This window comes from Mesonia mobilis DSM 19841, assembly GCF_000423405.1.
Classification (GTDB): domain Bacteria; phylum Bacteroidota; class Bacteroidia; order Flavobacteriales; family Flavobacteriaceae; genus Mesonia; species Mesonia mobilis.
Genome location: NZ_AUHX01000022.1, coordinates 1 through 7,639 on the forward strand (window position 1 = coordinate 1; position 7,639 = coordinate 7,639).

The 7,639-nt window shown below is 30.8% G+C and carries 6 protein-coding genes; all 6 read right to left on the bottom strand.

The genetic code is table 11. The features are described from left to right. Positions 1 to 244: 244 nt before the first annotated feature. The 6 genes from G551_RS0111785 to G551_RS0111810 all read right to left on the bottom strand — a co-directional run bounded on the left by G551_RS0111785 (position 245) and on the right by G551_RS0111810 (position 6,140). A complete protein-coding gene (locus G551_RS0111785) occupies positions 245 to 1,915 on the bottom strand; it encodes a hypothetical protein (protein WP_027885761.1) in 1,671 nt (556 codons plus the stop codon). Further along, complete coding sequence (locus G551_RS16275; protein ID WP_051191388.1) at positions 1,912 to 3,414, bottom strand: AAA family ATPase; 1,503 nt, start codon at positions 3,412 to 3,414, stop codon at positions 1,912 to 1,914. The genes G551_RS0111785 and G551_RS16275 overlap by 4 nt, the downstream gene beginning before the upstream one ends. Continuing rightward, positions 3,407 to 4,504: a DNA cytosine methyltransferase gene (locus G551_RS15825; protein WP_051191389.1), complete on the bottom strand. Its 1,098-nt coding sequence runs from the start codon at positions 4,502 to 4,504 to the stop codon at positions 3,407 to 3,409. Before G551_RS15825 ends, G551_RS16275 begins: the two co-directional genes overlap by 8 nt. Further along, complete coding sequence (locus tag G551_RS0111800; RefSeq protein WP_027885762.1) at positions 4,497 to 4,700, bottom strand: helix-turn-helix domain-containing protein; 204 nt, start codon at positions 4,698 to 4,700, stop codon at positions 4,497 to 4,499. Before G551_RS0111800 ends, G551_RS15825 begins: the two co-directional genes overlap by 8 nt. Positions 4,701 to 5,524: 824 nt before the next feature. Further along, positions 5,525 to 5,935: a putative toxin-antitoxin system toxin component, PIN family gene (locus G551_RS0111805; RefSeq protein WP_027885763.1), complete on the bottom strand. Its 411-nt coding sequence runs from the start codon at positions 5,933 to 5,935 to the stop codon at positions 5,525 to 5,527. Next, positions 5,925 to 6,140 carry a hypothetical protein gene (locus G551_RS0111810; protein ID WP_027885764.1) on the bottom strand — a complete coding sequence of 72 codons (216 nt, stop codon included), beginning with the start codon at positions 6,138 to 6,140 and terminating at the stop codon, positions 5,925 to 5,927. Before G551_RS0111810 ends, G551_RS0111805 begins: the two co-directional genes overlap by 11 nt. Between the last annotated feature and the right edge of the window lie 1,499 nt (positions 6,141 to 7,639).

Below are 7,639 nucleotides of genomic sequence, written 5' to 3' on the forward strand. Positions count from 1 at the left end.
CTGATTTTTGTTTCGTATTTTAGCTAACGGTCTTGTATAACAATCAGTTGCGGATTGTTTGAAAACTAAGATAGCTAAAATTACCGACTTTTATGCTTGCGCGGTTGTGTCCGCAGGATACAAAGCCGCAATTGTTGTTATACGTTGTTACCTGCTGGCTTTTTTTTTAAGTTTGTTAGCATTGGCGTAAAAGCTCTTTGCAACCGCAGGAACGAGGATTGCAATGTGCTTGAACTTGCGTTGGCTATTGTAATTCATATTCCTTAAATTCAGTTAGAATTTCGTTTAAACTCTCATCTTCTTTATGTTTTGCCAAAATCAATTTTTCGTCTTTCGTGATGAAGGTTTTGCCGTTTATTTTTCTAAAATTCTTTTCCACAAAATTCTCAAAATCCTGTTTTTTATATTCATAAAATTCAAATTCGGATTTCTTATTTGAAAAGAATTCAATAAAGTTATTTCTAAATTTGTCTTTAGTTTCTCTTCTAAATTTTCCAATCGTCATATTTCCGAACTGAGAATATGCTTTTAAAACATATAGAAAATTGATTTTATATTGATGTACAAAAAGAGTATCTCTGTCAAACAAGCGGTCGGCAAAATGGAATGATTTTACAATATCTCTTTTTTCATCAAGCTCGCTCGTTTCAAAGTTTTTATAATTATTTATATATCCGTAAATGAAGAAGTTTGGGGTAATGTTATAACCTTCTGTGATTTTATCCCGATATCTTAAATTCTCTGTGTAATAGTTTCCAGTTTCATTCAGTAAGTCAATATTATACTGAATCACATTTTTAGCGTAAGTAAATTGTTTGTATTTAGATACTTTACCAGCGGTGTTGTCCGATTTGTAATATTTCGAATCTCCAATGTAAAAAATATCGCTAGTATCTAATAACGATTGATAATCGAAAATATGGTCGATTATTTTTCCGTCATCATTGTATTTTAAGTGTTTTAAAGTTGTTCCATCTTCCGTCTTTTTCTCAATTATTGGGTCTGAAAAAAGCTTATCAATCATATCTTCAAAAACAAGATTATAATTGTTTACAGAAATAAATTCTTCTTTCTTTTTTTTGATACTGCTTGTATCCGTTTGAGAAAAATATATTTCGCACAAATGATACATTTTTCTTAATGTGTCATTGAAGTACCTATATTTTATTTTTCGCAGTTTGGATAACCCATTTTTTTGTAAAAGTTCAAATTTTCTACCTTTTATTAGTGTGTAGGATTTGTCAATAGTGAGGAATAGATTATGCTCTTTATTAAAATGATTGAGTATTGAAAAGAAGTAAATTAATAGTTCTTCTTCGTTATTTAGGATTTTCTTTTTATTGCGGTATATGTTATAAATGGGCTGTTTGTCCTGCGTTAAAAGAGGAACGGATTTTCTAATTGTCTTTTCCCAATTTGGATTTTTAACTTGCTGTGATTTATATTCAATGTGTTTAAAAAGAATCTGATTTTTATTCTTTTTATAAAAATTCACAAAGCTTAAAAGCAAATCTAAATAAGAATACTCTTTGTCTTTTAAATTGGTGTTTAAAGTAGCAGATAATGAGCTTTGGACAATCGCTGAATGTTTGTTTCTTCTTTTAAACTGCAATAAACTATTATAGAAATAAACCGAAATTTGTCTTATCCAATTGTATTCTGATTTATGTTTGAAAGTTTCGCTGGTATCTAAATTGTATAGTTCGTTTTTGCTTAATCCAAAAACAGTAGTTTCACTGTCTGCCATAAAAACTTTTGGAAGCATATAAATTAATTCTTCCTTTTCGTATGAGTGATAATATCCAACTGAGAGAATAGTAGCTTCTTGACCTTCTTGATGATAAAATTTTGGGTCATCAAAAATGTCTTTAAGTTCTTCTATATTATATTTTTCTCCTTCAATTAAGATTTTCATTCTTCAGAAGATTCATTATCAGGTTTCAAAATTTTTAAAATCTCTTTTACTCTTTCTACACCCTTCTCATCTATAGGAAAGAAGTCTTCATAAGATGTTTTGTTTTTAAAAATACTTTCGTCTTCCATTTCGTCTTTAAAAACATCGTTCCAGAGATAGAAAATGGCTTTGTTAATGAAACTTTTTAAAGAAATAGTATTTTCGTCAATATCTGGTTTTATGAAATAGTTTCCTAGGCATTTATCCATACCAAGATTATCATTGCTTTTAATTAGTTTATTAATATTTTTAATAAAATCTAACCAATTAAAGGATTCATCTTCTATTAATTCAACTACAAACTTTGCAGAAGTATTTTCTTCTGTGTTTTCTGAATAATTAATAGGAATATACTCCCAGTCCCATCTTCTTTTAAAAGCACTATCCATTGGGAAAAGCGATTGGTCAGAAGTATTCATTGTTGCCAGAATATTTAGGTTTGGTGGAAGTAGAAGCTTGTTTTCATCAATATTCTCGTTGCCGCTTAATTTTGTTTTAAGATATTCTTTTAACTCTTTTGAAGGTGTTATTTTGTAGTCATTTGACCTGTCTAATAACTGGAATATGTCGCCAAATATTTCAGCACAATTTCCTCTGTTTATTTCTTCAATTACTAAGTAGTAATCATTTTCAAGGTCATTCCACGCATTTATATAAATATTAGTGAATGCTTGTGGTACAAACTCGTATTTAATATTGTCACCATCCATAGCTGGCTTATATCCACCGACAAAAGATGAATAATCGTATTCAGGATGAAAAGTTACCCTTTCAGTTCGACTTTCTTTTCCTTTTATTTTTTCATTTACTTTATGAGATTTACCTGTCCCAGGTGCACCATAGAATATTCTCTGAATTAATTTTTCTGGTTTAGAACTAACAATGTTATCTCTATTATGGTGAATGTACTCTTGATTGAATTGCCAAAAAGCAGAAATTTCCTCTCCCATATTAAATAAATACACCTTTATTTGAGTAGTGGGTAGTAGTAGTTCTTTTATGATTTGTTTAAATTCAGTTTTCCAGTTTTTAAATGCAATCCCATTTTGCGCATTCGCTATTTCGGATTCTATATAAAATGTTGAATTCAGATTTTGACTTTTAGATAAGTCTTTCATTTTTTCAACTAATTCATTTAGGTTTAATTTATCTTCATCTGGATAATGTCTTTCAATTTCTTTGTTAATGATACTTATATCGTTCGCTATTGAAGAAATGTCAAAATAATTCTTAACAACTGGTTTGTTTCTGCCTGTTTCTTTCTCCTCTCTGTCCTTTATGACATTTGGGAAAAATGTCTTTAAGTTATCGTAAAATTCACTTTGAATAAAAAATTGATTTTTATCAGCACCACTTCCACTTTTTCGATTTGTTGGTAGAATTTCATCATTAACTTTTTGAAGCATTAAAACAGGTTTTGCCTCGTATATTTTATTTTCGAGAGTAATATATTTATTCATTTATTTCGATTTTTTTAATGAAGGAATAAATGGACTTTGCCATTGCTTTGCTCAAACCAACAGGGACACTGTTTCCAACCTGTCTTGACTGTTCTGATTTACTACCTAAAAACACATAATCATCGGGATAACCTTGTAGTCTTGCCATCTCTCTTATAGTTATTCTCCTATTTTCAGTTGGATGATAGTAGTGGTCACAATTGTTATGAACAATTGTGTAGCTTTCTTTTTCTCTATCAAGTCTACGCATAGCTCTTTTTAAATCGCTATTATTTTGAAGTTCTTTTGGGCAATCCTGCATAGAACCTCCTTCGGGAATATGTTTAATTCTTTTTAGGTTTAAGTCAGTAAGTTTACCTATTTTGTGATTTGGGTCTTTAGATGAAATAGGTGTTTTACATATTGCGTCTCCTACAGTTTTATAATTATCAGCCGAGTGTGAGGGTTTGGGGAAGGTGAATTTTTTATCAATATCATTTCTAACACCTATGACTATCATTCTTCTTCTACTTTGTGGAACTCCAAAATCTTTTGAATTTAAGAGCTTATCATAAAGAGTATAGCCACAATTAGATAGCTCTTTTTTTATTAACTTGAAGACTTTTCCTTTTTGCATAGTAACCATCCCTGAAACATTTTCCATTAAAAACATTTTTGGTTTGACTTCATTAATGATTCTTGCATATTCTTTAAAAAGTTGATTTCTAGGGTCGTCAAATGATCTTGCTGGATTTGCAGTTGAAAACCCTTGACAAGGTGGACCTCCAATAATTATATCGGCTTCAGGTAGAGATTTAATGTTTTTTATATCATCGCAAACTATGTGGTTTCCTATGTTATGAGTATAGCTTTCACAAGCCTGATAATTAAAATCATTCGCAAAAATAATTTCAAATTTTCCAGTAGCTAAAAAACCTAAATCTAATCCTCCACTTCCAGAAAATAGAGAAATTACTTTTGATTTATTGGAAATTTCTTCCTCTCCTTGGTGAATCCATTTTTTTCTTTCACTAAACTCTAAAATTTGGGGCTCATTAGCTTCTTGTTTAGTTGTTTGTGTTGTATTGCTATATTGTTTGTTTTTAGTCATTTAAATTCGTTTTGGCTTTCAATAAGTCTTTTGCTTCAATGTTTAAAATGTCAGCTATTTTATACAAGTCTTCCAAACTAGGTTGTCTCACGTTACGAGAATATTCGTTAATCGTATTGTAACTCTTTCCTGTTTGTTTGGCAAGCCAAGTCTGCGAAATTCCTTTGTCTTTTAAAACCTCTTTAATTCGGTTCATTTGAAACCTAAGTTTTGTTTATTCGATGTCAAAGATAGCAAAAGTTCACTATTTATTAGTGTAATTATTCATTGTCTTATCGTGGGATGGGAAAGGGCAAGTTCTTTTTGTTTTTCAGCGTTGGGTTTTGAGCGTTGGCAAAAACCAAATGTGCTTGACCGAGCGTTGGCTTTTTTCAGCTTGCAGGTAACGGTCTTGTATATCGCTTCAAGTTGCGATCGCTAAGAAACGAATATAGCTAAAAAACTATTAATAATTAAACGTACCAGAGAAATGTCAGCCTAAAACCTGCGCAGCAATTTGTGATATACAGTGTTGCCTACTTTAGCGACACGTTTTACTGATAACGTTCTGCTTGGCGATTCCACTTTATCGTTCCTGCTTTTAAAATTGAAAAAGCCAGAAATAATTTTTTTTAAAACTAATTTCGCTGCTTGTAAGAGACGTTAGGGTTTAAAAAAATAGAGTAGAGTTGAGGTAAAATTAATCCACAACTAATTATCCATTTCAATTTATCCGGCTGAGTAAGTTTATCAGTTGAGTTTGAATTTCGTTTAGGATTTTTAATTTTTCTCTGCGAACAGATTATCCATCCGGTTATCGGTTCTGCTTTTGCCAGACGTTCGTTAAGTTGCAGTGAACTCAATGATTATTCCTGCTGATTTGATTTCGGAGCTATTGTTGGCAACGGTCTTGTATAACAATCAGTTGCGGGTTGGTTAAAAACTAAGATAGCTAAAATTACCGACTTTTATGCTTGCGCGGTTGTGTCCGCAGGACACAAAGCCGCAATTGTTGTTATACGGTGTTGTACCACGTAATTTTTATCCAATATCTTCAATAAAATCGGCAAAAGTCATAATTTTGGTTTCTTCAATTTTTTCCAATACCAATAAATCTTTATCTCCACTTATCAAATAATCAGCATCCGAATCTACCGATAAATTAAGTAAAAAGTTATCTTTTTCATCTCGGCAAATTTGAATGTTGGATTTAACGTTAGTTAATTCTCCAAATTGGTCAAAATATTCGAGAACTTTTTTAATGTCTTTTTTAGAAAAGTATTTTTTAAATTTTGGGCGACTTACAACATCTATGAACTCTTCAATTAATTCGTCTGAAAAAATTATGGTTATTTCTTTGTTTTCAATCAGTTTATCGATTTGATTGAATTTTTTAGAAATTAGAAAGCTAATCCAAAGATTTGTGTCAAGGATTATTTTCTTATTTTTCATATCGTGATTTTCTCACTTGCTCAACTTCATTTGTTATTTCCTCAAGTGAAATCTCATCTTTAGATTTAGTTCTTAATTTTTTTAAAAGAATAGAGAAGTCCGATTTCTTTTTTTCTTTACTAATTTTAATCAAGTTTAAGTCAGCTAAATCCTTTAAAAGGTTTTTTGCTTTAGGATTTATTATGTCAATTCGGATAGTTTCCATTTTCTCTCAATTTTTTATAAATCTAATAAATTATTTCTAATTCGAGAATTTTTTTCCGTATGTGGTACAACGGTCTTGTTTATCTTTCAGTTGTGGGAATTTAGGAAATGAAGATAGTAAAAAGAAATGACTTTGACGCGCCAGCGTCTGTGTCCGCAGGACACAAAGCCACGATTGAAGATAAACGTTGTTGTCTAAAGTGCTTTTTCCGTCCAGATTTTCGATTCCACTTTATCATTTCTGAGTTTTTTTGTCAGCTTAGTTTTAATACTCTTTTGAAAACGAATTTCAGTTTTACTTTTTCTCCGTAAAGTTTTGAAAAATAGAGTAATACTGATGAATTTTTAATCGCAACAATTTATCGGTTCCGGTTTATCGAGTTTGAGTAAGTTTTTCAGCTGAGTTCTAATTTTCTTTAGGATTTTTAATCTTTTCTGCGCAAAGTTTTTCCAAACAGCTTTTCTTCTGAGTGATTTTTTATCCGTTTAGATTCGTTAAATTTCTTTAAGTTTTCGTCCGAGAAAAAGATTGTTTTGGAAATGAAACTTGAAGTTTACCACGCTGTAATTGTGCATTTTTGACAACGGTCTTGTTTATCTTTAAGTTGTGGGAATTTAGGAAATGAAGATAGTAAAAAGAAATGACTTTGACGCGTAAGCGTTCGTGTCCGCAGGACACGACACCACGATTGAAGATAAACGTTGTTAGCTAAAGTACTTTTCCGTCCAGGTTTTCGATTCCACTTTATCGTTTCTGAGCTTTTTAGTCAACCGATTTCAAATTAAAATTTTGAAAACGAATTTTAATTTTACTTTTTTCCGCAAAGATTTTAAAAATAGAGCATTGCTGATAATTTTATATCCGCAACAATTTATCCATTTAAATTTATTGAACCGAGTAAGTTTAAGTTCGATGAGTTTTAATTTTTTTATTTAATTTTTAATTTCTCTTTACAAAGATTTTCAGTCAATTTAATCCGTTTCTGCTTTGCGAATTGAGTGAGTTTTTCAATAAACTTTGAGTTTCAGATTTGAAGTAAAACTCAAACAAAAACACAATTTTCAACTAAACTCGCTGATTTTTGTTTCGTATTTTAGCTAACGGTTTTGTATACCCGTCAGTTGCGGGAATTAGACAACTAAGATAGAAAAAATCCCCGACTTTTATGCTTGTGCGGTTGTGTCCGCAGGACACAAAGCCGCAATTGCTGGTATACGTTGTTGCCTAAAGTGCTTTTGCGTCCAGATTTTCGTTTTTACTTTATCGTTTTTGAGCTTTTTTATTCAGCCAATTTCAATATTATTTTGAAAACGATTTTTAATTTACTTTTTTTTCTCCGCAAATATTTGAAAAATAGAGTAGCGCTGAGCAATTTTTATCCGTAACGATTTATCCATTCCAATTTATCCAACTGAGTAAGTTAAAGTCCGTCGAGTTCTAAATATTATCATTTAACTTTTAATTTCTTTGCGCAATGATTTTTAGTCAATTTAATCCGC

Bases quoted from the DNA above. Each gene is read 5' to 3' on its own strand.
- G551_RS0111785 (WP_027885761.1), bottom strand. From the start codon at position 1,915: ATGAAAATCTTAATTGAAGGAGAAAAATATAATATAGAAGAACTTAAA.
- G551_RS0111800 (WP_027885762.1), bottom strand. From the start codon at position 4,700: ATGAACCGAATTAAAGAGGTTTTAAAAGACAAAGGAATTTCGCAGACT.
- G551_RS0111810 (WP_027885764.1), bottom strand. From the start codon at position 6,140: ATGGAAACTATCCGAATTGACATAATAAATCCTAAAGCAAAAAACCTT.
- G551_RS0111805 (WP_027885763.1), bottom strand. From the start codon at position 5,935: ATGAAAAATAAGAAAATAATCCTTGACACAAATCTTTGGATTAGCTTT.
- G551_RS16275 (WP_051191388.1), bottom strand. From the start codon at position 3,414: ATGAATAAATATATTACTCTCGAAAATAAAATATACGAGGCAAAACCT.
- G551_RS15825 (WP_051191389.1), bottom strand. From the start codon at position 4,504: ATGACTAAAAACAAACAATATAGCAATACAACACAAACAACTAAACAA.